This window comes from Ornithobacterium rhinotracheale DSM 15997 (assembly GCF_000265465.1).
GTDB classification, from domain to species: Bacteria; Bacteroidota; Bacteroidia; order Flavobacteriales; family Weeksellaceae; genus Ornithobacterium; species Ornithobacterium rhinotracheale.
Genome location: NC_018016.1, coordinates 417,077 through 442,042 on the forward strand (window position 1 = coordinate 417,077; position 24,966 = coordinate 442,042).

Below are 24,966 nucleotides of genomic sequence, written 5' to 3' on the forward strand. Positions count from 1 at the left end.
AGATAGGGGGCGTATTCTATGCGAAAAAACACGAAACCCGCTAAAATAAAGGATTTGCCGTAAAAAATAATTGCGTGTTAATTAGGGATAATTACTATTTATTACCATTTCGGTATCATTTTTTTTGAGCAAAAACGCCAAAATAATTGAAATAATTACTATTTTTGGACTTCCAAACACAAAGAAATGAATACGAATAAGAAAATTTTTACCCGTGTGGTATGGTGTAGGTATGCGAAAGCACCTAAACGCTGTCTTTGTGGCGTGGAACACCTAAGCCGTGCGGGTTTTATATTATCCAAAAAACAAAGAAATGACAAAGCAAGAAACCGCCCCAATGTTCGGGGGTGTTGCGACCGTTATAATAACGACGGTAACGCTTTACAATGACGAACAAACACAAATACTAACGGCGATAAATCCCAAGTATTTCAGTTTTGAGGAATTTTATAGAGAAATTAAAACAACGCTAAACAATTACCCCCAACAATGGAAAAAATACAAAACGGTAATATATCACAAAGAGGGTAACATATTAAAAAAGTTTACAGAGTACGCAACCATAACAAATTCCGAATTTATAAAGTTAAACTAAAAAATGAAAGTTGATTAAAACGAAAATATAACATTTTGGGGCATATTGTTTTAATTTGCTTTCATTGAAGTTTAAGCAAACCCCGCAAAAATTAAAATGTGAATGTGTAACACTAAAAACAGCGTTTAAACATTATTTAAAAAATATCCTCGTGCAGAAGTGTACGGGGGTATTTTTTTGCGTTCGTGATTAAAGAGCGTTTAAATGGTGTTTAAAAAGAAAGCCCCGTAATTACTCGGGGGCTTTGTTGTGTTCAAAAGTTACAGTTACATTTTGGTGTAACCTGCCACAAAGATAATATTTTTATAAGAACCTCAACGGCTCAAAATATAGTATTTCATTTATGCGGTTATGATGAGGTGGAAAACCGCCAAAAAATAGATTTTTCAGTTTTACCGTACCGCACACCGTACCAAATGTAAAAAACAAAAAGCGCAAAAGATTAAAATACAATCCTTTACGCTTTTCAGTTGTGGAGTCGGCGGGATTCGAACCCGCGTCCAAACAAGGAAATCATAGACTTTCTACATGCTTAGTCTATTGTTGGGTTTTCGTGCATATCAAAGGAAAAGACACCTCGCAATATGCCTTAGTTTCATAAAATTTCACTTAAACGCAGAAACATCATCTAAGCTATTCTCATTTTCCTGTGCCACGTACCCAAGTGCCATGAGAATTGGGCGCTTGCGCGACATTTAGCTTCCCTGCCTTGCAGGGAGAACGCCAAGACTTACTATACTTCGGTCTGAATTAGGCAGCTAAAGCGTATTCGTTGTTGCCAGTTATAAAGTTGAAGTGCCTGATTAGCGTGAGTACACAACCTTTCACGGCATGCTTATCTATCACCTCGGCTTGCTGTCAAAACCAGTCGACCCCGTAATTCAATGAACTTTTGAGCTTGCAAATATACAAATAATATTCCAAGTTTTAAATTTCTTATAAATTTATACAAAGTTTGGCACATTCAAAACACAAATGCAACGCTTAAATAATTTAAAACTAAAAGCGTATGCAAAGAGAAGAAATCAGACCTTTTTTGGTAGTACAGAAGTTTGTACCCATTCCCGTAAATCATTTAGAACCTAAGCAGTACATATATGAATATGGTATTGTAGTACAGGTGTTGAAACAAGAAAATAATATTGAGGTATTATTTTCTGGTCGTTCGTGGATAACTTTTAAACCTAAGGATATTTTATATCATCGTGTGGCTGTGAAAAAAGAAGAAACCGATTTTTTTATAGAAAGCCGATAGGCTTTTGAGTGGGCTCGTCTCAAGTATCGGTAAAATCTAACGGCAAAAATCCCTGTAAATGCGACAATATCAAGAGGTTAATAATTATTATTTGTGTGAAAAGGTTCAGCTTAGACCTACTAGCCTATTGCATTATAGTTATGTGATGGACTTACGAAATTACGAAGTAGGCTATGCTCCTACTTTACGCCAAAATCTAAACAAGGAAAAAACAGAATTAGATGAGTTAAACGCACTAGATGATATTTCAGAGTTTGGTTCAATTGTTAAATATGCTGAAAAGTGTGTTGAGTTGTATAAGGAGAAACAACAAGAAGTGTATAATGAGAAAGGGCATGTTTTAAAGGATTTAGGAACGCTCTCGGATACTCAAGTAAGGAATATAAAGAAGTATGCTATTTTATTTGCTGACGCAACTAAATCAAATAAAGACAAATATTTATCTTTTGTAACCTTGACCTTGCCCAGTGCGCAAATACACCATGATAGAGTGTTGCGTAAAATACTGGCTAAATACCTTGACCATTTAAAAGAGGTCTATGGTTTAAAAAATTATCTCTGGAAAGCGGAGACGCAGAAGAATGGAAATATTCATTTTCATGTTTTGATTGATACGCAAATCCCTCGTGAGGATATTCAGCGCATATGGAACCAGTATATAAATAAATATGGTTATGTTGATAGATATTCTGAAAAGATGAACCGCTTAACGGCTAAAGAATATATGGCTAAGTATTCAAAAAATTATAAATCAGAAAAAGACTGCATACTAGCTTACCAGCGTAATAAAAAAATGGGTTGGAGCAATCCCCCAAGTACTAAAATTGAAACGCCAAAGAGTAAACGAAATATAGTTGCGTATGTGGTGAAATATCTATTAAAGCAAGAAGAAAATAAACGCCCAGTAATTGGTGCGGTGTGGGGCGCATCAAATAAGGTAAAAAAACTCAATTATTTAAATTTTGAAGTTAGCAGTTATTTAGAGGAGTTAAACCACTTGCGGGGAAAATTGGAGTATGTGCCTACTGCTATTCAATTTGTAGAGTTGTATAAAGGTAAAGTATATCAGATGATCCGCAAGGGATATAAAAAATTGAACGAGCATTTAAAAATTTATAATAAAGCCATAAGACAGTTATTAGATACCGATTTGAGTATAAATTTAGACCAGTTAATCCAATTAATTTATGAAAAACAATACACAGAACTTGCAAATAATTAGTGCTAAGGAGCTAGCTAATTATTTAGGCGTAAGCTATTCCACTGCACGCATGATAAAAAAAGATATTTTAAGCCACTATAAAAAGAAATATCTAACGCTAAAGCTCGTAAAAAAATATTTTGATGATTAGTGTCAAAAATTGGTATAAATCGCTTAAAAGTGGTAAAAATCGCTAGATTTTAAAAAGTGCTTTTGCATGCTTAATATCTTTGTTTCAGAAATTTAAAATAAGATATAAAAATGAGAGTAACATTAGCAAAAGCAACCGAGGTGCTGGAAGTTAAGGAAAGTGCAGCGGGTTTGATTTTAAAAGGTAATTCAAGTACCGATTTCGGACAGGTGCAAATTGAGTCTTACCTAGTAGATGAAACCTTTACTAAAAAGGTTTTGGTGCCAAAGATGAGCGTTAAGCTATTTACAGAATTGTTGGGCGTTCATTTTGTTAAATTGCAAACAACAATTGGTAGCGACAAAGTAGCGGTAATTCCTTTTTCTAAATCTGGAAGTTTGCCATTAGGTGACAAAACTTACATTGAGTTCCATGTATCGGGTGGACAAGCACAGAATGTAACTGCAGAAACATTTGAGGCTATTGGAAGTGCAGAGCCTATTTATGTGCAACAAGTGAAGCTTGACCAAAATATATCTGTAAAGGATGTTGATGTATTAGCATTTGATTATTTGGTAGCTGAAAAGACACCAAATGAATTGCAAGTTATCAATGCACAGGGCAAAACAAGGATTTCGCAACTACAACTTGATTATGCAAAAAATGCAAGGATTGATGAGTTATCGAAATTACCTGCATTGGATTTAACAGGCTTATACACCTTAGCAGTGTATAAAAATGTAGGAGAAGAATTTACATTCTATTTGTTAGACGCAAAATAATATTGAAATGATTGGAGCAGTAACAGCGGTAAGTAGTTTAATTGGAAGTGTGGGGGGCGGTAACGCCTCCGGCTCCTCTCTTGGTCAATTTGGAGGAAAGATAGTAGGCGGTGTATTAAGTAAGATAACTGGGGGGTTAGATAGCGTTTTGGCAAACGGCTTTGATTTGCATTGTTGGGGCTCGAGCTGGTCGCCTAGTAGAGCGATGAAAGAAGGAACCACAATCGTTGAATGGATTATTGAACAATCTGGGTTTACTAAGGTAGCCAGTGCTGACAATTTTAATAAGGCGTTACTTTATTTAAAAGTCTGCGCTTCTGGTTTTCCATGGGGAAAGGATTGTACGAGAAAAGGAACTGAAGCATTGGCGGCTATGATAACTGAGGCTTACGGGAGATTGCTTAAGGAGTATCAGACTAAGTTTGCCTATGTTGGTGATAAAGAATATCCAAAAGGAACTGATGTAAACTTAAATTTCCCATTCCGTGACACTTCAAGAGGGGATGCCGTGAGTAAGGAAGTTTTGCGCGTGCCATTCTTTAGAGAAAAAACAGATGCTGAAAGACAAGCAGATAGCCAAGCAGGTTCATCGGATTACAGACCTAGTAAGGATCAAACACTTAAAACAGGAATGCCTACAGAAGGTGCGTATCCTGCGGTAACAGACGGGGAGGTATATGGAAAAGCTACTGGACATGTTGGGCGAAATGACAATAACATTTTGTATTTATTACTAGGAGGGGCATTGATTTATTTATTAACAAAGAAAAAATAACATTTAAAAACAAAATAAAGATGAAAGAATTAATAACAAAAGTTGATAGTTTTTTACTAAAGCCATTAAGTGGTAATGGTGCAGGGACAAGTATTGCGACCTTTTTGGTTTTAGGATTGGGAGCAGTGATTTTATCCGTGTACATGGGCTGGATTAAAATCAAAGGAAAAAGAAGAGGCTGGTAATTATTAACTAAAAAAGTATAGAAATGGCGTATAATAATGGATATAGTAATGGTTGGGGTGGAAATCCCAACCCTAATTTTAACCGAGGTTATGACCGAGGTTATAATAATCAGAGACAACCTAAAAAACATTCTGGGGCTAAAGCTGGACAATCCAAGAATGGAAGGTTTTATGTTACGGCTTGGAATTATTCAAAGCAAAGAGGTATGATAACTGTTAAAGCATTTGAAAACTCTAAGAGTGTGCGTTCAGAGTCTCCAAACACTGGAAATAGATTTATAACTATGATGTTTGAGGCTTTCTATAAAAAGACTGGCGCAAAGGTTTTAGAAATAGCAAGTTTCAATGTGAATACTGGAAAAGTGTATTTGCAAAAGCTGGGAATGGTAATTTCAACTAAAGCACCTAATGGTGGATATTTCGGACAAATTAAAACTAGATAAGTTATGTTTAAACAATTGAAAGGATTATTTAAATCATTGCCGTTGTTATTGAAGTATGTACAATGTGCAAAAATATGTTTGCATCATGCGCACGAGGCAAAAAAAGAGATAGATACACTCTTTGATGATGTGGAGGGTAACGAGCCAGAGTACTTGAATGAAGAAGAACTTGCGGGTGTTCCTACGGATAAGGAACATATGTGGTAAAATATTGAGAGATGACAAGTAAATTAATTACAAGTGTTTTAATTGCAGTGGTTTACATTGGAATGATTATGTTATCAGATGTGTTGAAGGACCACATTAAAGATAGTTTTAAAGGATGAAGTTTTTAAGTGATTTGATGAAGAATAGTAAGCTATTGGCGTTATCGCTGATAGCTTTTATAATATTTTTGTTAGTTCGTAGATTTAATAGAGTTGTAACTGTTGTTAAACAAAAAATGGAGGATGCAAAGCCTTTGGTTTTAAAGGAAAAAACTACAGAACAGTTTGTGAAGACAAATTTTAGATTTTGGTCTGAAATGTTTAAAATGTTTTTTTCGGTTGGATCCTTTGACCCTTATTATGTTACACATGGTGTAAGAACGTTTAAAACTCCATTGGAATATGGGATAGAGTTGGGGAAAAGTATTGTTCCAATTAAGACAAAACCAAAGTTAAACAATCAACCTAAGAGCTCCGCACCAAGTCCAAAGTTAAATAATCAACCTAAGATACCCGCACCAAAACCAAAGCTTCACCCAGAGTGGCAAAAGGTTTTGGATAAATTTAATAAATCGTTATATGGGCAATAAGAGAAGAAATAAAAGAAGAGATAAAAAAATGACATATTTAAAAGCAATTGCCCTGCTAGCTGGAAGTTGGTGGGCTTATAAAATATCAAAACCAAAGTCTAAAGTTGAGTTTGGAGAATTGGAACTAGTGGGCGTTGATATTCCAAATACAGAGAGTGAGACTAAAAGTGTTTTATCTATGCTTTTAGTACCTAATGGATTGAGATTTGCCAAAGGATATAATTCATATGCTGATTGGGGTTATACTTTGTTTGATATATTAATAAATCAAATTAAAAGTGGTGATTTGTTGATAAATCAAGCATCTTATATAATGGCTACAGCATATCATGAAATGGGTCAATTTAGTTTATTGCGTGAGCGTTATAATGATAAAATTTCTGTTTTGAAGAAAACGCTTAAAGGGGATAAATTAAGGGAGTTTAACGAGTTTTTGAAGATTGCAGATACATTTGGTGTTAGTGCTGAAAAGGCTGTGTACATGGAGTGGAAGTATGGCGTACAATCTTGGTGTTATAATCCAGCTAGTAGAAGAAAGAATTTAAGTAATAAATATAAAGGTGATGGAGCTCGTTTTTTTGGTCGTGGATATTGCCAGTGGACTGGTAGGCATTTATATACTAAGTTTAAAGAGTTTTCTGGTGTAGATGTTTTGTCAAATCCAGATTTAATAGTAAATGATAAGCGTTTAAATGCTTTAATGACCATAAAAATGATGATGGCTGATAAACCTAATAATTTAACGGGTGTTTCTTTAAAGCTTTATTGTAATGAAAATAAAACAGATTATTACAATGCAAGAAGGGTTGTTAATTCTACAGATAGAGCAAAAGATATAGCCTCTTATGCTCAAAAGTTTGAAAATGTTTTTAATTCTTATTTAAAAAAATAGGTTATGACACAGCGAGAAAAAGAAAATTAAGTTTTGGTTATTCATCTTTTTAATAATCTATCTATTATTTAGATTGACCAAAAAGACGAGTATAAAGGAGAAAGTAAGCACAGGAGATAATTCCTTGTTGCCACTGGATACAAATAAATTCAAGGAACCTGTGAGTTTGCCCAAAGTAGAAAAACCAAAGTTTGATAAGGTTTTTGCAAAAGGCGGTTCTGCAGTGAGAAATGAAAAAGCATTTAGTCAAAAAGTTGATGATATGATGCAATCAGAAAAACAGAAGGGAAAAATACCAGTAAAAAGTGATGTGGTTAAAAAACTGCAGGAGGAGCAGGCAAATGATTTTTGTTCTGAATGTGAGGAAGAAAAGAGAAGGGAGCAGGAAGAAAGAAAGCGTAAAGAACAAGAAGAAATTAGAAAGAAGTTGCTTGAGAAGAAAAATAATTGCAACCAAATAAGTGAAGTTCCTGTAAAATTTCATTATGATTGTGAGGAGCCCGAGAAAGTTAAAATAACTGGCATGGGTGGACTTGCTCTATTTAGAATGCCATCAACTGGGCATTGCAGGGTATTAAATTTATATGGTGAAACTACACGTGTAATTCAGAGTTATAATGATGGGGAAAAAGAATATCTTGTTGAGCATGGGCATTATATAGATTTGTTGGGATATGTAAAGGCGCAGGTTTCAAATATTCAGCTTGATAGTAATGGGGGTTTTGAACAATTGAGTTAAACAAAAAATAAAGAGATATGACAAATTTTGTAGATAGGACAAAGATTTATAGTATATTAGGATTTACGGGGGCGGTTTCGTTTGATGAGCTAAAACCGCTTCTAGCAAGTTTATTGGCTATTGTGCTTGATTTTGCGTATAGCTTTGCAAAAAAGAAAATTAAAGATTTAAAAGATAAAAAAGATGAGTGATTGTGTGATAGTTATTGATAATAGAAAGTTTAGGAGTGAGCTTTTGTGTCGAGAGGTTTCTACAATTGATTTATCGGATAATTGTTATTATCAAGTAGGTCCATATTTTTATACCGCTAATGCATTTAGGCGTTATTTGATTGACAAGTCTGATTATGTTATTTATAAAAGGTTGATACCATTGGACGGAGAACCTGTGAAAGATTTACCAAATTTTATAGATGGATATGATTCAAATTCAGCGATTTTGTTAAGTTATAATGTTGGAACTTTTTATGATGGTTTTGTTGTAACGAAGAATAAAAACGGATATCACTTTAGAAATAGTACTAGTAAATTTGTTGGCGTTTATTTAGATGTATCAGATCCATATAGTCACGAGGTATTACAATTAGAATCTGGTCAAGAATCTGAATACAAGGGATCAGGACCTTTCCTATTGTATGATGGAAACGAAGAAATAAGGGGCATTGAATAATGAGCCATAAGAACGATTATAGCTGTATAGTTTTTGGAGCCTTTGGAGTGTTCAAAATGCAGTATGTACATGACTTGTACAAATTCTCTAAATGGCTTGATCACTCCAAATTTTCAGATTGGAGATACTTCAATGTTTACAATCGTAGAACTGGAGAATATCTAAGACGCTTCTACAATGGAAACTATATACCAAGATTTTTGAATTAATTAGTTTGTTATAATAATGAGAGAGACTGCATCCTTTTTGGTGTGGTTTCTTTTTTTTTATCTTTTTGCTTTGCAATATTTGGCATTTCTTTTGATATTTGCAAAGTGTTGTTAAATCACTAAAAAAATCAAGTCATGAAAAAAATTCTATTTACCGCAGTATTATGTGTTTCTTCACTTATAACATATGCACAAAGCAAAGAGGCAAAAAAAGAAATAAGAAAGTATTACACTGAAAAACAGATTAAGTATATTAAGCAATCAATAAATGATTTTTTAACTTCTGAGGGTGCGTGTTTAGATGTTGCTCCTTTTGATGTTGATAGATATATGCTTTTGTCTAATGGATTAAATTTTGATGATAAAAAAAAGGAATTAGCTTTTATAAATTATTTTTTAGAACCTTATGAACAAAAATATACGATAACTGCAGATAGAAAAATGTTTGGTTATATGATAATGAGTTTTGAAAATCCTCAAAATATAGACTAATGGCACGGAGATTTAAACATTTAGATTTGCACGATAGAGCAATGATAGAGGCATATTTAACCGCTGGCTGGTCTATCTCGAAAATAGCTCGTGAACTGAAAAGGGATAAATCTACGATAAGCAGGGAGGTAAAGAGGAACCGAACGAAGAAAGGAAAGTATAAAGCAAAGAAGGCACAGACGCTCTATTCTGAAAAGAAAGAGCGTTTTTTGCGTTATAGACGCTTTACCAAAGAGGTTGAGAAAAGAGTAAGACAATTTTTGTATAAAAGATATTCACCGCTCCAAATAGTCGGTTACTGTAAAAGCCTGGGACTGGAAATGGTATCAGTTGAGAGGATTTACCAATATATAAGAGAGGATAAGCGTAAAGGTGGTAAATTGTACAAGTATTGCCGTCACGCTTTGAAAAAGAGAAAGGCACAAGTTTCTAAAATAGTTGAAAAAATAAAGAACCGCGTAAGTATAGAAGAACGCCCGCAGGTTGTGAATGAGCGTAAGGAGTTCGGGCATTGGGAGGGTGATTTGATAGAGGGCAAAAATCATAAGGGTTATTTGCTGACACTTACGGAAAGAGTATCAAGGTTTTTATTTATTAGATATTTACCTAGTAAAAGTGCAGATGTTGTGGCAAATGCGATGAATGATGTGTTACTTCCATATAAAAAAGTGGTCAAATCTATAACGCTTGATAATGGGCTAGAGTTTGCAAATCATGAGAATGTGGCAAAGAAACTGCAAGCCCAGATTTATTTTACAGCCCCATACTCTAGTTGGCAAAAAGGACAAATTGAGCATATGAATAAACTTGTTAGACAATATGTGAAAAAAGGTTCAGCAATCACAAAAAGTACCGCTAACAAGCTGAAAGCGGTACAAAAAGAGATAAACGACAGACCTTTTAAAGTGTTAAAGTTTTGCAAGCCTCGTGATGTTTTTTATACATTTGTGGAAAATGTTGCATTTAGTGCTTGAATCTAGCTTTTCCCTTTACACAAAAAAATCAGCGCGATTGCCTAGGCAGTCACGCTGATCATATGAAAACTTTAGTATTAGTGTTCTTATTTAGTTTTTTCGTTTTGTGCTTTTACTTCTTCCACGAAGTCTTCAAAACTAACTTCTTTTTCTTCAAGTTTAGCGTTTTGCTTAAACAATTCAATCAATTTTCCAGCAAATACTTGGTCTGCTAATTGGCGGTATTGATTTTCATCTTGAAGTGATTGTTGTGCGATACCTTTCAACATTTCATCGTCGAAGTTTAATCCAGCACCGTACATTTTCATTTGTTGTTTTACCGCTTCGATTGCTTGGTTTTCAACATCTTCTCTTGTTACGCTTACATCGTATTTGTTGGCTACTCTACCTTCTACCAATTGGAATCTCATACCACGCTCAGCATTGTTGTACATTTCTTCTGCTTTTTCTACAGAATCAGCTTGTTGATTAGAGAATTGTAACCATTTCACTAAAAACTCTTTTGGTAAATCAAACTTTTTGTTTTCTACCAAGTTCAACAATCCGTTGGTAAGCATTACACGATCTGCCTCTGCTACATACATTTTCTCTGCTTCTTCTTTCACTTTTGCACGGAAAGCTTCTTCAGAATCTACTACCCCCTCACCATATACTTTGTCAAACAATTCTTGATTGATTTCAGCTTTTTGATGGCTTACGATGCCTTGAATTTTGTAAACTAATTTTTTGTTAAAATCTGCTACTTCGTCTTCTTCTAAACCAAAAGTTTGAGCCAATCTATCTTGGTCTTCAAAAATCTCTTTTGCTTCGATTTCTACTTTATCTCCTTTCTTTTTACCATCAAATGCTTTTTTATCTTTCAAATCTTTGTAGAACACATTTGCGTGGTAGTGCGCAGAAGTTTCCTCTCCGTTTTCGTCTAATTCATAGAACACACCTTTGATGTAAGCTCCTTCGCCTACTTCTTCTGCTTCGGACATTTTACCATAGCTAAGTCTGAAGTTTTCGATGTATTTTTCTACTTCGTCATCGCTTACGGTAATTTTGTGATAAGGAACGCTTACCTCTGCTAAATCCACTTCAAACTCTGGTGCCAAACCTAGTTCAAAATCAAAGTTTAAAGTTTCATTATCCCAATTGAAAGATTTATCTTCTTTTGGTAGGGGCTGTCCCAAGATTTCTACTTTATTATCGTTTAAATATTTATTTACGCTTTCTTGTAAAAGTTTATTTACTTCTTCGTAGATGAGTGGTTTTTCGTATTGTTTTTTTACAAGTCCCATTGGAACAAAACCTTTTCTAAAGCCTGGTACATTTGCATTTTTTCTGTAATTTTTAAGGGCTTTTTCTACTTTGTCTGCATAGTCTGCTTTTTCGATAGATACCGATAAAACTGCGTTTAAATCATCTACTTTATTGTACGTAACATTCATTCTATTAAAATTTTGGGTTGCAAAGATAGCAAAATAATCGGGATTTTTACTATGTTTTAATTCTATATATTGATTTTATAATTTAATTTATTTTCTTACTAAAAATTCTTCTCCTTGTAGGCTTCTTTTATTTGGTCTAGGGCTTTCTGGATAAGCACTCGTGGTGCGGCTAAATTAATTCGCATAAAGCCTTTTCCGTTTTCGCCATAGTCCTCTCCTAAATTTAGGGCTAAATGGGCTTTGTCTACAAAGAAATCTACCAAGTCCTGCTGACTTAAATTAAGCTCCCTACAATCTAAAAACACTAGATAAGATGCTTGTGGAATTACGGCTTTGATTTTAGGAGCATGCTCCTTTAAATACTGATCTAGGTATAGGATATTCTGCTCTATATATTCCTTTACTGCCTCCAGCCATTTCTCGCCATTGTTGTAAGCAGCGGTGGTTGTGAGATAGGCAAAAACATTGGCATCTCCCACCATCATTTTCTCGGTAAAGTCTACAAATCTTTTTCTGATTTCTGGGTTTTCGATAATGGCAAATGAGCTACAAAAGCCCGCTAAGTTAAATGCCTTGCTTGGCGCATTGAATGTAACATTATTGTCTCTCGCCTCCTCGCTTACCGATGAAAATGGGTGATGCTTGTGTGGAGCAAAGGTTAAATCTGAATGTATTTCGTCTGAAACTACTAGCACCTTGTGCTTTTTGCAAATGCGTGCAATTTCTTGCAGTTCTTCTTTACGCCACACCTTGCCTCCTGGGTTATGCGGATTGCATAGTAGAAATAGTTTACAATCCTTTACGCGCTGCTCAAAAAGGGCAAAATCAAAGGTGTAATCCATACCTACTAGCTTGAGCGGACACAGCACTAGCTCCCTATCGTGATTGCGCACCGATTTCCCAAACTGCTGATAGACTGGAGGCATAATAAGCACCTTGTCGCCAGGCGATGTAAAGCACTGCACGGCAAAAGATAAACCTGGCACCACTCCTGGTACAAAGGAAATCATCTCCTTGGTGATTTCCCATTGATTTCTCCTCTTTTGCCAATCGATGATGGCATGGTACCAATCTTCTGATGCCGAAGTATAGCCAAAGATCTCGTTGTTTAATCTATTTTGCACCGCTTCTACTACAAATTTAGGGGTTTTAAAATCCATATCTGCCACCCAGAGTGGAATTAAATCGGTGCGTCCCCATTTGGTTTTTAAAGCTTCAATTTTTAAGGCTCCTGTACCTCTCCTATCTACTACCTCATCGAAGTTATATTCTGTCATATTTTATTTAATTTTCGCCGCACGGGCATAGTCCTCTGCAAATTCTCTAATCTTCTCTGCCACTTCTTTCTCATCGGTTGCGCGCTGGTAGGTATCTGCCATAGCTCTAAATATTTGGTGAAAAAATATTTTCATGTGATCCATCGGCATATCCTTCGTCCATAGATCGATGCGCAAGGCTTCTCGCTGCTTGTCGTCCCAGAGGGAGAGCAATGCTGCTTTAGTCTCTTGGTTTTCTACGCCACCATCTACGGCACTCCAGCTAAGCTTTTCTGGCACTTTATTTTCGTCTAGCTCAACGCTTATTTTTATTTCAGATTTCATTATTTTATCGGTTTATATTTTGAGTCTTTAAATATTTTCAAATAATCATTGTCGCTCAAAAATGTAGCTAAATCCACTTTGGGGTTCTGTTTCAAATAAGCTTGGCAAATCTGCAAGCCCATCCATGCCCCTACTCTTCCTGGCGTTTCGTTATCGGCATCGGTAAAGAATTTAGAAAAAGGCGCAGGATCTATAAATCGCTCACTTAGCTTTTTATCCTCGTCAAAGAAATATTCTTCCTCGGTAAAGTACACATATACATCTGCCTCGTTGCCCACACACCACTGCCACTGCTCTGGCGAATATTGCATGATTTCTTGGGCTGATTTTTCAGGCAAAAAGGCTTGTGTGGCTAGCAACACTTTTCCTGCATAAATCATTTTTTCCACAAATTTTCTTTTAGTAATATCCATCGGGACAAGTTGCCTTGCCATGCTTTCGGCTATGCTAATCTTTAAATCCTGAGGCTGAAAGTTTTTTCTTATATATCGTGGAATCCCCATTTTTTCATACAACGGATAATCTTTACCCAGAAACCAATCTAGCCCTAGCACCATGTCGTTGCTCTGCACCCAGTAAGCAACGGGATTCATATACGGCAACTCTCCCGTAAAGGTGTACACCGTAGGGGCTGTGAAATTGGGATAATAGTATTTTACATATTTAAAGATAGATCGCAATGAATCTTTTAAGGCTAAATTTTTAAATTGATTTTCTACCGCTTGGTTCAAAGCAATGGCTAGGGTATCTGCACGGCGACGCTCCAAAATCGTGTCTGGAATATTGGCAAAAAAGTCAGGATAAAGTTTAGCCAACGCCTGATTGCTGATTTTTGTATCATAATAAACCTTAGACACATCTTTCACTTGGATAGAATCCGTAAAAGGAGGAACATCTGTTTTAAATTCATGCGCTTTTTTTTGGCAAGAAAAGATACCTAAAACTAATATTACATAGAAAAATATTTTTTTCATGAATTGAAAGCATTAACTTTGAGAATTCAAAAATACAGAAATTATGCACACAAAAGAAGTAATTAATTATATTGTTGATTGGTTAAAGGATTATTTATCTAAATCTGGCATGGACGGATGGGTGATTGGAATCTCTGGCGGAATTGATTCTGCTGTAGTTTCTACACTTACGGCTCAAACAGGCGCACCCGTTCTAGCGATTGAAATGCCAATACACCAAGCTCAGGATCAAGTAAATAGAGCGCAAAACCACATCGCTTGGCTAGAAGAAAGATATCCTAATGTAAAAGGCATGCGAGTAGACCTTACGCCTACTTTTGATGCACTGAGCGAGGCAGTGGTAGCTGATAAAAATCATGCACAAAATGACTTAGCACTTGCCAATGCGCGCTCGCGTTTGAGAATGACCACGCTGTATTATTACGCAGGACTTAATCGCTACTTGGTCGTAGGAACAGGAAACAAGGTAGAAGACTTTGGCGTGGGATTCTTCACCAAATACGGCGATGGCGGGGTGGACATTTCTCCGATTGGGGATTTGATGAAAAGCGAAGTTTTTAAGTTAGCCAAAGAATTAGACATCATCGCTTCTATCCAAAATGCTAAACCTACCGACGGATTATGGAACGACGACCGCACCGACGAAGACCAATTGGGTGCTACTTACGACGAACTGGAATGGGCTATGGGCGTATACAAAGACCACAAACCCGAAGATTTCGAAGGCAGACAACGAGAAGTTCTACAAATTTTCAATAAATTTAATCGTGCCATGCAGCACAAAATCAATCCGATTCCTGTGGCGTTGATTCCCGAAGAATTGAAAAAATAAAAAAACACTAAAAAAGCCATTTCTTAATTTGAAATGGCTTTTTTTATTTTGTTTAAAAACCTCATTTGGGTTTTGAATTAACTTTAAACCCAAACTATTTATACAAAGGTTTCTGTCTGTTATCTCTAAAATGTAGGATATCTATATTCTCATTATTTATCCTATAATATATTGAGAATTTATTATTCAAAAGATTCTTTTTATATACATTATTCTTAGAATAATAAATAGAAAGGAAATAAGGTTGGTTAATCAGTTCTTTTTCTACTTTGTTTATTTCGACTAGAATTTTTTTTGAGAAGACATCCGATTTATTATGATTAATCCAAAAATCAAGCGTATCAAAAAGTTCCTCTTGAGCTTGATTAGACCATTTCAATACCATATTTCTCTTTTATTTTAGAATGGAGCTCTTCACTTGTACAAAAATTGCCTTCTTCTATATCTTTAATCCCTTTTGAAATAGAATTTATTTCATCTTGAGAGAGTTCATTCTCTGGATAGTCTATTTCAATGCCCAACCTCTCTAAAGAATTAGTAACCATTTGATACTCTTGAAAAGTTAGTTTTCTTTTTAAACGAATTATATTTGTTTCCATAATTTTAAATTAATAACAAAGTTATTATTTTTTCAATCAAAACCCATGTTAATTTCCTCTTTAGCCTTATCTTTTTCTTAAAGAAATCTATACCTCTTCAAGCCAAGGTTTCATTACAAATAAAAATAAACATTTATTTAAATCCAAAAATATCTTCTGGCGTTACCAAATAATCCAGCAGCACATCGCTTTCGTAAGTCGGGATTATTTCGTTTATGGGAGAAAAGTAATTTACGCCGACTTTTAAAACATCGGGCTTGCATTTAGCAAAAAGCCCGTCGTAGAATCCACCACCATAGCCTATACGCGTACCTTTTTTATCACAGATTAAAAGTGGCGTAATGACTAAATCTATCACTTTCTCAGATACTATTTTGGGTGATTTAGGTTCCAAAATGCCCCAACGGCTCATTTCCATAAGCGTTTCGGGCGTGTACTCGCAAGTGATGAGCGATTTACCTTCAACTTTTGGAATAAAAACACTTTTACCTTTAACCCAAAGCAATTGAATAAATTTTTGCGTAGACACTTCGCCCAACTTTTCCACCGAAATGAAAATATGGATATTTTGTGCTTTTTCCACCCAATCGGATTGTGCCAATTGCACAAAGATTTTTTGGCTTAATGCCTTTCTTTCTTCTGCTGAAAGTGCTTTGCGTTTTTGTTTATAAACTTTCCGCCATTGGGTTTTGCTAAATTTCATATTTTAAGTAGTTTTCACATCGATGATGTTCACAGGGCAAGCTTTGGCTGCTTTTTCGCAAGGCTCAAAAGCATCAGGAATAGGCGTTTTAAAAGTATGAAAACCTTTTTTATCCTTAGATTTTAGCAATACCGATTTCCCATCTTTTTTAGACATACGGAAAAACTCTGGCGCAAACTCCGCACAATAGTTGCAACCGATGCATTTATCTCTCTGTAAGGTTATGATGACCATAGCTTCGTTTTATATCAATATCATTTTATGGTTTGAAAAGTTGCGCCGTGTAGTCCAATAGCGCTTTGTCCCCTATTTTGCCATGTCCAGGCACCACAATTTTCGCTTCTGGATAGGCGTGTTTCACTTTTTGAATGGTTGCCGACCATTCCTTAGGGAAAGCATCAGACAAATTACCTTTACCTGCCCCCAATTCTTTTACCAAACAGCCACCAAATAACACTTGATCCTTTGGAAAATACACAACTATATTATCCTCCGTATGTCCTTTTCCATAATAACCTATTTGGATTTTTGCACCTCCCAAATTCCAAGTTGAATCTGTAGCTGAAAAGGTAGTAATAGTCTGTGGTTTTCGATGCTTTTTAGATAAGTTTTGAGTTCTATAATATGCAATAGACATTATCTTATCCCGATGAAACGCTGGTAATCCGCCCAAATTATCATCGTGAAAATGCGTCGGCACCACCCATTTTATTTCGGCTTTCAGTTCGTTTTTAATCCAATGGATTAAAGCTTCCGAAGAGGCTTCATCTGTGGGCGTATCAAAAACCATCGCTTCTCGTTGATGTCTGACAATCATACCATTACAAGGCACTTTTCCCCATTGCTGGGTGGCTAAATAAGACGTATGGACAAAAGTATCAGGCGCAATCTGAACCACCTTTAAATCCTCGGATTGATAAACTATTTTAGGGAACTGAAGCCCTCCAAAAGACTGAGATTGACACGCCGCCAAACTCATCCAAAAGCATAAATAAAAAAATAATGGTTTAAAATTCTTTTTCAGCATAAATAATGGTTTAAAATTCTTTTTCAGCATAAATAATGGTTTAAAATTCTTTTTCAGCATAAATAATGGTTTAAAATTCTTTTTCAGCATAAATAATGGTTTAAAATTCTTTTTCAGCATAAATAATGGTTTAAAATTCTTTTTCAGCATAAATCAAGCCTTCACTACTTTATAAAGTTTATCACTCGGGCGCACCCTAAAACCGGTTTTAAAAGTAATCACATCAGCCTTTGTAGCTTTTTCTTTCATTCCCTGCCCATCAATCATCATTTCGGTAATCTCCATTTCCTGAGACCCTGTTGTAGGCCCTTGTATTAGAACCTTATCCCCTACGCTTAAATCATATGCTTCTATTAAAAACTCAGCAATATTAGATTTTGGATAAAAGTGTCTCCCTTTACCTATATACACTTTCTTCTGTGTAGCGTTAGAACCTGGATTTGGCGACCATTCGCCTAGCTCTTGTCCTAGATAGTAGCCGCTCCAGAAACCTCTATTATAGACAGTTTCTAGCAGTTTCATCCACTCTGCCACTTTTTCTTGGGTAAAAGTTCCCTCGCTGATGCTGTCAATAGCTTCTCGGTAGCATTTTGTTACGGTCGCCACATATTCTGGTGCACGCCCCCTTCCTTCTATTTTTAACACCTTTACCCCTGCATCTACAATTTGATCTAAAAAATTAATAGTACACAGGTCTTTTGGTGACATCATATATTCATTATCTAACTCTATCTCAAAGCCAGATTCTTGGTCTATTACGGTATATTTCTTTCTACAATTCTGTTTGCACGCCCCTCTATTAGCAGAAGAGTTATGAGAGTGTAAGCTCAGATAACACTTACCTGATACCGCCATACATAATGCACCATGCCCAAATATTTCTATCTCTACTAAATTACCAGAGGGACCTTTAATCTGTTCTTTTTCTATTTGTGTACAAATCTTCTTTATTTGATTAATACTCAGCTCGCGGCTCATCACCATAGTATCAGCAAATAGTGCATAGAACTTCACAGTCTCTATATTAGTAATATTTATTTGAGTAGAGATATGAACCTCCATACCTATCTGCCGAGCATAGGCAATCACCGCTTGATCCATGGCAATCACTGCTGTAATGTCGCTTTCCACGGCTTTATCTATCAAAGTTTTGATGATAGACAAATCATGATCATAAATAATGGTGTTCAAAGTCAAATAGGTGCGTACGCCTTTGGCTTTGCATCGTTTGGAAATTTCTGGCAAATCCTCTAAAGTGAAGTTTATCGACGCACGAGCACGCATATTGAGCTGCTCTACCCCGAAATATACAGAGTCTGCCCCATTATCCAACGCTGCTTGCAGAGATGTAAAATTCCCTGCAGGAGCCATTAATTCAATCTTATTATCTTTGGTCATGATTTTAATTTAAACTTTTTTAAGTCTGCAAATTTACATAATTTTACGCACATTCGATTTTGGATTGAGTTGAAACTCATTTTTTTCAAGAAAATTTGACTTTTCTTTAGGATATGAAAAAAACACGCGCCCTTGTCATCAAGCATTTAAAATATGGGGATTCTGGATTGATTCTGCATCTCTACACCCGAGAATTGGGCATGTTGGCTTTTATGATTAAAGGTTTTTACAAACAAAAAAAACGAAACCGCAGCCTGCTTTTCCCTTTTGCCGAAGTGGAAATCTCGGTAGAAGAAAACACACGCGGGAGCTTGAAACACCCGAAAAATTTACAAACTTCGCATGCTTTCATCGATTTGCACACGCAACCTGCCAAATCAATTGTATTGCAACTTTTGAGCGAAATTATTTTTTCATGCCTTAGACAAGACGAAGCCAATCCGCAATTGTATGATTTCATCTTTTCTTCGCTTAATCTTTTAGACCAAAAAAATAAAGATTTTGCCGATTTTCATTTGTATTTTTTACTTAAAATGAGCCAATATTTGGGTTTTCACCCCAATACCGAAAATCATGATGCGCCACTTTTTGATCTAGAGGGCGGACGATTTTGCTTTCAAACGCAATCGGGTTTCACGCTTGGAGAAGAAGAAAGTCATTTTTTCAAAAAATTGATTTTCACGGATTTTAATCAAGATTCCAAAAATATTTTTAACCAAATGCAACGTCGCTCTTTGCTCAATAATTTATTGCAATATTATCAACTGCACCTCCCAGATTTCAGAGAACCTAAATCGCTAGAAGTGATAAAAATGCTATTTTAAAGCATTTTTTAAGTCATAAAAAAAGGAAAATCCATCGCTGAATTTTCCTTTCTTCAATTATTTATTTTTAACTAAATATTACATTTCTAAAACAGTAACCGTAGCTAAGTTCACAATTTCCTCTACGCTGGAGCCCATAGGCATAATGTTTACTGATTTTTCTAAACCTATCAACATTGGTCCAATCATTTGTCCCACGCCTAAACCTCGCAACATTTTGCTCGTGATATTTGCCGACAATTGGTCTGGGAAGATAAAAACATTGGCAGCATTGTTATCCAATCGAGAGAATGGGAAGTTTTTCAGCAATTCGCAATTCAAAGCGGTATCTGCCTGAATTTCTCCGTCTACCACGATTTCTGGATTTTCGCGGTGCAAAATTACTGCTGCTTCTGCCATTTTGCGAGAGGTTGCATTGCTTTGTGTAAAGTTTTCGTTGGACAACAAAGCAATTCTTGGTCTTATCGCCATCGACTTCACAAATTGGTGCAACATTCTGGTGAGTTCCACGATTTGCTGTGCACTTAAATTCTTGTGCACCGAAGTGTCGCACAAGAAAATCGGTTTTTTATGCGTTAAAAACATTGTTACGCCCGCAATGAGATTCCCTTTGCGATTGATGGCTTGTTTGATTGGCTTTAAAGATGTTTTAAAGTCTTTTGAATAACCAATTAAGAGCCCATCTGCATAGCCATGCTCTAGCAACAACGCACCGTATTGCGAACGAGAGATTACTAATTTTTCTGCATGATAATGCGTAATTCCTTTTCTGGCACCTTTATCCCACAAGAACTGAGTGAATTTCTCACGATTTTCTGCCTGATCATCTTCAAATGGATCAATGATTGGCAAATCCACATCTAGTTTATTTTTCTTGATGGTATGTAAAATTTTATCTCTATGCCCTAATAAAATTGGATCGGCGATACCTTCTTGTTTCAAAATTAAAGCTGCCTTCAACACATTGAACTCCTCGGCATCTGCCATAATGATTTTCTTGCGGTTGAGTTTTGCACGGTTTTGAATTGCACGAATCAGTTTATCATCTTTGCCCATTCTATCCAGCAATTGCAAGCGATAGGCTTCCCAATCCGTGATTTGTTTTCTCGCCACGCCACTATCTATCGCCGCTTTTGCCACCGCCATAGAAACACGAGTGATCAAACGCTCATCAAATGGTTTTGGTATAATATAATTTTTACCAAAATTCAATTTTTTGAGATTATAAGCCAAAAGCACCTCTTCTGAAACGGGCTCTTTTGCCAAATCTGCCAATGCGTGCACCGCACCCAACTTCATTTCCTCATTGATTTCAGATGCGTTTACATCTAACGCTCCTCTAAAGATATAAGGGAATCCAAGCACATTGTTTACTTGGTTTGGATAATCGCTTCGTCCCGTTGCCATGATTACATCTGGACGCGTCTTTACGGCTAAATCATACTTAATTTCTGGGTTTGGATTTGCCAAGGCAAAGACAATTGGGTTTTCAGCCATTTTTGCTAACATTTCAGGCTTCAACACATCACCTGTAGAAAGCCCAACAAAAACATCTGTTCCATCAATTATCTCATCAAGCGTATTAGCTGGTGTGTCGTTGATAAAGAGTTTCTTACGGTCGTTTAAATCCTCACGGCGTGATGTAATCACTCCTTTGGAATCACACATAAATAAATTCTCTTTTCTCACTCCAAGCGAAAGGTATAATTTAGCACACGAAATTGCTGCCGCACCTGCTCCGTTTACCACTAGTTTTACTTCCTTGATGTCTTTTTCGGCTAATTCCAACGCATTGAGCAACGCTGCACCAGAGATAATGGCCGTGCCGTGCTGGTCGTCGTGCATTAATGGAATGGGTAATTCTTTTTTAAGTCTTTCCTCAATATAAAAAGCCTCTGGTGCCTTGATATCTTCTAGGTTGATTCCACCAAAAGTGGGTGCAATTCCTTTTACGATTTCGATGAATTTATCTGGATCTTTTTCATTAATTTCAATATCAAACACATTGATGCCTGCAAAAACTTTGAAAAGCAAACCCTTTCCCTCCATCACGGGTTTTGAAGCTTCGGCTCCAATGTCGCCCAAACCAAGTACCGCCGTACCGTTTGAGATTACGGCAACCAAATTCCCCTTGCCTGTATAATCATATACAGTTTCTGGATTTTTCTCGATTTCCAAACATGGCTCTGCCACCCCTGGCGAGTATGCCAGTGCCAAATCACGCTGTGTAGCGTGCGGTTTTGAGGGGATTACTTCAATTTTTCCCCTCGGACTTTTTTTATGATAATCTAATGCTTCTTGCCTTAATTCGTCGGCTATTCTAGGATTTTTCATTTCTTAAATTTAACTATTTACTTGATGTAAAATCAATGCAAAGTTAAGCCTTTCAATTTTTAGATGATAAAAAATAATTACTTTTGTGTTATAAAGCTATCAAAAAATATAATTCCTCATGTTGATATCAAGTGTTCAAAATCAGAAAATCAAGGATTTAATCAAACTGCAACAAAAATCCCGCGACCGAAAAAAAACTGGTCTTTTGGTAGCCGAAGGTGTGCAGGAAAATCTTTTGGCTTTGCAAAATGGTTTTGAGGCAGAGAGCTCTTTCGTTTGTCCTGATTTTTTTTCAGATGAAGAATTAAAACAAAAATTACCTGAAAATCAGATTTTTGAAATTACTCAAGAGATTTTTGAAAAGATAGCATACCGTAAAACAACGGGCGGAATTTTAGGCGTTTACAAACAGAAATTAAACGATTTACAAGATTTAAAACATATTGAAAATCCGCTGATTGTAGTGCTCGAGCAGGTGGAAAAACCTGGAAACCTTGGGGCTATTTTACGCTCGGCAGATGCCGCTGGTGCCGATGCTGTGGTGGTGTGCGATGAGCGTGTAGATTTCTTTAACCCCAATGTGGTGCGTAGTAGCGTGGGAACGGTTTTTACCAATAAAATTATTGCTGCCAATGCGCAAGATTTTGTCAAATTTTGCCGTGAACAAAAAATCCAGATTTTGGCTACTTTTTTGCGCGATAACACGCGCGACTTGTTCGCTTGCCAAATGAAAGTGGGAACTGCGCTTGTTTTTGGTACAGAATCTACGGGATTAAGCGATTTTTGGCTAAACGATGTAACGCACACCATCAAAATCCCGATGAATGGCAAAGTGGACTCACTCAATGTGAGTAACGCCGTGGCAATCTGCTTGTACGAAGCAGTGAGACAGCGTAGAGGGTGTTAATAAAAAAGCGCCACAAATATGTGACGCTCAAAAATTACTTAAAATTCAATTTATTTTATTGGCTTCAGTGATATTGCATATCCTCCGCTTCTTGCCATTTTAATCTTTATCTTAGACTTATTAGTTACTACTTTTTTATAAATATGGTAAGATTGCGGTTTTTTTTCATAATCGGCATTTTTACCGTCTTCATAAATAGTTGCTTCATATTTTTTACCTTTATCCAAGAATGAAAGATTTACTGTATAATCTCTCGCATTCTCATCAGTAATTCCACCAACAAACCATTCATTTTTACCTTTAGCTTTTCTCGCTGTATGGATGTAATCCCCTGGTTCTGCTGCAAGAATAATTGTGTCATCCCAATCGGCAGGTACATCTTTTATAAATTGGAATGCATCCATATGTTTTTTATAATTCTCTGGCAAATCTGCTGCCATCTGCAATGGCGAATACATCACAACATAAAGACCTAATTGCTTAGCCAAAGTTGTTTTTACAAATCTTGTATCTCCAGGGAAATAATAATCGATTTTGGTTTGGAAAATTCCTGGCGTGTAATCCATTGCTCCTCCCATAAATCGAGTAAATGGCAAAATTGTTTGATGCTCTGGTGGATTTCCTCCAAACACTTCATATTCTGTACCTCGTGCTGCTTCTGCTGCGACCCAGTTAGGATAAGTTCTGCTCAAACCAGTTGGTCTCACAGATTCGTGAGAATTCACCATTACTTTGTATTTAGCAGCTTTTTCTGCGATTCTATTGTAATGATTGATCATCCATTGACTATAATGATGCTCTCCTCTTGGAATAATATTTCCCACATACCCTGTTTTTACCGCATCATATCCATATTTGTTCATCAATTTAAATGCATCGTCTGCCCATCTCTCATAATTGGTTGCAGAGCCAGATGTTTCGTGGTGCATAATTAATTTGATTCCTTTTTTATGAGCATAATCGTTCAACATTTTTATGTCAAAATCTGGATAAGGTGAAATGAAGTCAAATACAAATTCTTTTGATTTCCCGAACCAATCTTCCCAACCTTCATTCCAACCTTCAATCAATAAGCCGTCAAATCCATTTTCTGCGGCAAAATCAATATATTCTTTGACTTTTTCATTATTTGCAGCGTGCTTTCCAGTTGGCTTTAACTTAGAAAAATCAGTTTCTCCAATTTTCACATTGTCGGCATCTGAATAAGCCCACGAAGATTTTCCGATAATCATTTCCCACCAAACTCCCATGTATTTGGTTGGTTTTATCCATGAAGTATCTTGATATTTTGTCGGCTCATTCAAGTTAAAAATCATTTTTGATGCCAAAACACCCTCAGCCTTTGGAGAAACAATCACGACTCTCCAAGGTGTAAATGCACTTGTCTGGATATATCCTTTTGCTCCTTGCGCATCTGGCGTTAAATGAATTTTTAAACTTAATTTATTTGCATCCACATCTAAATTTGATGCTGGATAGTTAATTACAGCAGCTTCAGCAATATTTAAATACAACGGTTTCCCATCTTCTCGCTTAAGCATCAAAGGTGATTGCACTGCATTTTTAATCGGAGATTGTGAAACATTTTGCTCTACGCTTTGTTCCCATCTTTCAGGCACCTCTGACAATTTTGAGGTTTGATAAACATACTCTTGCGTATCATAGTCTCCCGCAATCCACCAAGCTTTTGGGTCAAATGGCAGATTGAACTCGGAGTTTTCCTCTTTAATTATGAAATAATTTAAATTCTTTTGTTCTGGAAATTCATATCGGAACGCTAGCCCATCATCAAATAACCTAAATTGAATAATTAAAACCTTATCATCTTTTTCATGCAACAACCTTACATCTAATTCATTATAATGATTTACATATTCTTTTTTTTCTCCCAAAACAGGTTTCCATTTCTCGTTTTTCGAGTCTCTACTTTCTGACACGAACTTAAACCCAGAATCAAAACTGTAACTTTCCTGATTGGTAATATCTTTAAGGTTGTATGTTGCTTCTTTATATATTTCAAAACCTAACTTTGAATCATTTATAATTTGCTCTCCCTTATACTTTAAATTATAGTAGGGTACTCCATTTTTTAAACTAAACTCTAATTGAAAATCTCCATTCGGCGACTCCAAACTTTGTCCAAAAATTGAAACCGAAATCAATGTAATTAATACTACAAAAATCTTCTTCATACTTT

Annotated in this window: 30 protein-coding genes and 1 other RNA gene; 19 read left to right on the forward strand and 12 right to left on the reverse strand. The window is 36.0% G+C overall.

Annotated features, from left to right (window positions below; genetic code table 11):
- The first annotated feature begins 313 nt into the window (after positions 1-313).
- Positions 314-595 (forward strand): hypothetical protein, encoded by a 282-nt coding sequence (locus ORNRH_RS01910; RefSeq protein WP_014790217.1) that lies wholly within the window; start codon positions 314-316, stop codon positions 593-595.
- Positions 596-1,065: 470 nt separating this feature from the next.
- Here ORNRH_RS01910 and ssrA read toward each other — a convergent pair.
- Positions 1,066-1,471, reverse strand: a transfer-messenger RNA (tmRNA) gene (ssrA, locus tag ORNRH_RS11795).
- A 133-nt stretch (positions 1,472-1,604) separates the two neighbouring features.
- On the opposite strand from ssrA, the gene ORNRH_RS01915 reads away from it, so the two are divergent.
- From ORNRH_RS01915 to ORNRH_RS01970, 15 genes are all read left to right on the forward strand, one after another.
- Positions 1,605-1,850 (forward strand): hypothetical protein, encoded by a 246-nt coding sequence (locus ORNRH_RS01915; RefSeq protein WP_014790218.1) that lies wholly within the window; start codon positions 1,605-1,607, stop codon positions 1,848-1,850.
- A gap of 58 nt (positions 1,851-1,908) precedes the next feature.
- A complete protein-coding gene (locus tag ORNRH_RS12245) occupies positions 1,909-3,072 on the forward strand; it encodes a rolling circle replication-associated protein (RefSeq protein WP_014790219.1) in 1,164 nt (387 codons plus the stop codon).
- A gap of 240 nt (positions 3,073-3,312) precedes the next feature.
- A complete protein-coding gene (locus ORNRH_RS01925; RefSeq protein WP_014790221.1) occupies positions 3,313-3,963 on the forward strand; it encodes a hypothetical protein in 651 nt (216 codons plus the stop codon).
- A gap of 7 nt (positions 3,964-3,970) precedes the next feature.
- Positions 3,971-4,738, forward strand: coding sequence for a hypothetical protein (locus tag ORNRH_RS01930; protein ID WP_014790222.1), 768 nt, complete (start codon positions 3,971-3,973; stop codon positions 4,736-4,738).
- Positions 4,739-4,758: 20 nt separating this feature from the next.
- The gene (locus tag ORNRH_RS12250) at positions 4,759-4,923 is read left to right on the forward strand and encodes a hypothetical protein (RefSeq protein WP_014790223.1); all 165 of its coding nucleotides are present in this window, start codon (positions 4,759-4,761) and stop codon (positions 4,921-4,923) included.
- 23 nt (positions 4,924-4,946) lie between these two features.
- Positions 4,947-5,366, forward strand: coding sequence for a hypothetical protein (locus tag ORNRH_RS01935; protein ID WP_014790224.1), 420 nt, complete (start codon positions 4,947-4,949; stop codon positions 5,364-5,366).
- Between the two features lie 3 nt (positions 5,367-5,369).
- Positions 5,370-5,573: a hypothetical protein gene (locus ORNRH_RS01940; RefSeq protein WP_014790225.1), complete on the forward strand. Its 204-nt coding sequence runs from the start codon at positions 5,370-5,372 to the stop codon at positions 5,571-5,573.
- Between the two features lie 115 nt (positions 5,574-5,688).
- On the forward strand, positions 5,689-6,162 hold the full coding sequence (locus ORNRH_RS01945) for a hypothetical protein (protein ID WP_014790226.1): 474 nt from the start codon (positions 5,689-5,691) through the stop codon (positions 6,160-6,162).
- Positions 6,152-7,054 (forward strand): hypothetical protein, encoded by a 903-nt coding sequence (locus ORNRH_RS11495; protein ID WP_014790227.1) that lies wholly within the window; start codon positions 6,152-6,154, stop codon positions 7,052-7,054. Before ORNRH_RS01945 ends, ORNRH_RS11495 begins: the two co-directional genes overlap by 11 nt.
- A 73-nt stretch (positions 7,055-7,127) precedes the next feature.
- Positions 7,128-7,793, forward strand: coding sequence for a hypothetical protein (locus ORNRH_RS01955; RefSeq protein ID WP_042275130.1), 666 nt, complete (start codon positions 7,128-7,130; stop codon positions 7,791-7,793).
- A 17-nt stretch (positions 7,794-7,810) separates the two neighbouring features.
- Positions 7,811-7,984 (forward strand): hypothetical protein, encoded by a 174-nt coding sequence (locus ORNRH_RS12255; RefSeq protein ID WP_014790229.1) that lies wholly within the window; start codon positions 7,811-7,813, stop codon positions 7,982-7,984.
- The gene (locus tag ORNRH_RS01960; protein ID WP_014790230.1) at positions 7,977-8,462 is read left to right on the forward strand and encodes a hypothetical protein; all 486 of its coding nucleotides are present in this window, start codon (positions 7,977-7,979) and stop codon (positions 8,460-8,462) included. The genes ORNRH_RS12255 and ORNRH_RS01960 overlap by 8 nt, the downstream gene beginning before the upstream one ends.
- Positions 8,462-8,671: a hypothetical protein gene (locus ORNRH_RS11805; protein WP_014790231.1), complete on the forward strand. Its 210-nt coding sequence runs from the start codon at positions 8,462-8,464 to the stop codon at positions 8,669-8,671. Before ORNRH_RS01960 ends, ORNRH_RS11805 begins: the two co-directional genes overlap by 1 nt.
- Before the next feature lie 135 nt (positions 8,672-8,806).
- A complete protein-coding gene (locus ORNRH_RS01965) occupies positions 8,807-9,163 on the forward strand; it encodes a hypothetical protein (protein ID WP_014790232.1) in 357 nt (118 codons plus the stop codon).
- A complete protein-coding gene (locus ORNRH_RS01970; protein WP_014790233.1) occupies positions 9,163-10,137 on the forward strand; it encodes an IS30 family transposase in 975 nt (324 codons plus the stop codon). The genes ORNRH_RS01965 and ORNRH_RS01970 overlap by 1 nt, the downstream gene beginning before the upstream one ends.
- Positions 10,138-10,223: 86 nt before the next feature.
- Here the strand turns inward: ORNRH_RS01970 and ORNRH_RS01975 are convergent, their stop codons facing one another.
- The 4 genes from ORNRH_RS01975 to gldB form a co-directional block, all read right to left on the reverse strand.
- Positions 10,224-11,570, reverse strand: coding sequence for a trigger factor (locus ORNRH_RS01975; protein ID WP_014790234.1), 1,347 nt, complete (start codon positions 11,568-11,570; stop codon positions 10,224-10,226).
- Positions 11,571-11,668: 98 nt separating this feature from the next.
- Entirely contained in the window at positions 11,669-12,847 is a 1,179-nt protein-coding gene (locus ORNRH_RS01980) for a MalY/PatB family protein (RefSeq protein ID WP_014790235.1), read from the reverse strand.
- Between the two features lie 3 nt (positions 12,848-12,850).
- The gene (gldC, locus tag ORNRH_RS01985) at positions 12,851-13,171 is read right to left on the reverse strand and encodes a gliding motility protein GldC (protein ID WP_014790236.1); all 321 of its coding nucleotides are present in this window, start codon (positions 13,169-13,171) and stop codon (positions 12,851-12,853) included.
- A complete protein-coding gene (gene gldB / locus ORNRH_RS01990) occupies positions 13,171-14,145 on the reverse strand; it encodes a gliding motility lipoprotein GldB (RefSeq protein ID WP_014790237.1) in 975 nt (324 codons plus the stop codon). Before gldB ends, gldC begins: the two co-directional genes overlap by 1 nt.
- A gap of 43 nt (positions 14,146-14,188) precedes the next feature.
- On the opposite strand from gldB, the gene nadE reads away from it, so the two are divergent.
- Entirely contained in the window at positions 14,189-14,977 is a 789-nt protein-coding gene (gene nadE / locus ORNRH_RS01995) for an NAD(+) synthase (protein WP_014790238.1), read from the forward strand.
- A gap of 365 nt (positions 14,978-15,342) precedes the next feature.
- Here nadE and ORNRH_RS02005 read toward each other — a convergent pair whose 3' ends face one another.
- The 5 genes from ORNRH_RS02005 to ORNRH_RS02025 all read right to left on the reverse strand — a co-directional run bounded on the left by ORNRH_RS02005 (position 15,343) and on the right by ORNRH_RS02025 (position 18,704).
- Positions 15,343-15,576, reverse strand: a complete 234-nt coding sequence (locus ORNRH_RS02005) for a hypothetical protein (protein WP_014790240.1) — start codon at positions 15,574-15,576, stop codon at positions 15,343-15,345.
- A 133-nt stretch (positions 15,577-15,709) separates the two neighbouring features.
- Positions 15,710-16,279, reverse strand: a complete 570-nt coding sequence (locus ORNRH_RS02010; protein ID WP_014790241.1) for a 5-formyltetrahydrofolate cyclo-ligase — start codon at positions 16,277-16,279, stop codon at positions 15,710-15,712.
- A 3-nt stretch (positions 16,280-16,282) separates the two neighbouring features.
- Positions 16,283-16,513: a ferredoxin gene (locus tag ORNRH_RS02015; protein WP_014790242.1), complete on the reverse strand. Its 231-nt coding sequence runs from the start codon at positions 16,511-16,513 to the stop codon at positions 16,283-16,285.
- Positions 16,514-16,538: 25 nt separating this feature from the next.
- Positions 16,539-17,426, reverse strand: coding sequence for a subclass B1 metallo-beta-lactamase (gene bla / locus ORNRH_RS02020; RefSeq protein ID WP_169313178.1), 888 nt, complete (start codon positions 17,424-17,426; stop codon positions 16,539-16,541).
- 33 nt (positions 17,427-17,459) lie between these two features.
- Entirely contained in the window at positions 17,460-18,704 is a 1,245-nt protein-coding gene (locus ORNRH_RS02025; RefSeq protein WP_014790244.1) for a peptidase U32 family protein, read from the reverse strand.
- A gap of 113 nt (positions 18,705-18,817) precedes the next feature.
- Between ORNRH_RS02025 and recO the strand changes: the two genes are divergently transcribed.
- On the forward strand, positions 18,818-19,528 hold the full coding sequence (gene recO, locus ORNRH_RS02030; protein ID WP_014790245.1) for a DNA repair protein RecO: 711 nt from the start codon (positions 18,818-18,820) through the stop codon (positions 19,526-19,528).
- A 78-nt stretch (positions 19,529-19,606) separates the two neighbouring features.
- On the opposite strand, the gene ORNRH_RS02035 is transcribed toward recO, so the two are convergent.
- Entirely contained in the window at positions 19,607-21,862 is a 2,256-nt protein-coding gene (locus tag ORNRH_RS02035) for an NADP-dependent malic enzyme (protein WP_014790246.1), read from the reverse strand.
- Between the two features lie 118 nt (positions 21,863-21,980).
- Here ORNRH_RS02035 and ORNRH_RS02040 point away from each other — a divergent pair, with 118 nt between their 5' ends.
- Positions 21,981-22,769: a TrmH family RNA methyltransferase gene (locus ORNRH_RS02040; protein ID WP_014790247.1), complete on the forward strand. Its 789-nt coding sequence runs from the start codon at positions 21,981-21,983 to the stop codon at positions 22,767-22,769.
- Between the two features lie 50 nt (positions 22,770-22,819).
- On the opposite strand, the gene ORNRH_RS02045 is transcribed toward ORNRH_RS02040, so the two are convergent.
- A complete protein-coding gene (locus ORNRH_RS02045) occupies positions 22,820-24,961 on the reverse strand; it encodes a glycoside hydrolase family 97 protein (protein WP_014790248.1) in 2,142 nt (713 codons plus the stop codon).
- Positions 24,962-24,966: the final 5 nt, after the last annotated feature.